Annotated in this window: 1 protein-coding gene; it reads right to left on the reverse strand. The window is 44.6% G+C overall.

Annotation, left to right across the window (positions count from 1 at the left end; all coding sequences use genetic code 11):
* A partial coding sequence (locus tag AAEY83_RS18040) for a hypothetical protein (RefSeq protein WP_502945221.1) occupies positions 1 to 242 on the reverse strand: 242 nt, incomplete at both ends.

Genomic DNA, 242 nt, shown 5'->3' on the forward strand with positions numbered 1-242 from the left:
AGGCAGAGATAGCTGTATTTCCAAGTATCGTCACTTGATGTTCAAGTGTGTCGCTCTTCATCGCTGCTAAATACTTCATATCCGACAACATATGATGATGAGCATATTCATCAGCGCTCCTTTCAACGCGGCCTCCCTCGAAAATGGTGACATCATCCGCTAACTGCGCTCTAGCCTGTTTTTGATTGCCAGTTTCAAGTGCTTGATGAAATGCCAAAACAACTTTTGCGGCTGGTGTATCT

It is taken from the genome of Psychrobacter sp. TB20-MNA-CIBAN-0197 (assembly GCF_040309765.1).
Lineage (GTDB): Bacteria > Pseudomonadota > Gammaproteobacteria > Pseudomonadales > Moraxellaceae > Psychrobacter > Psychrobacter submarinus.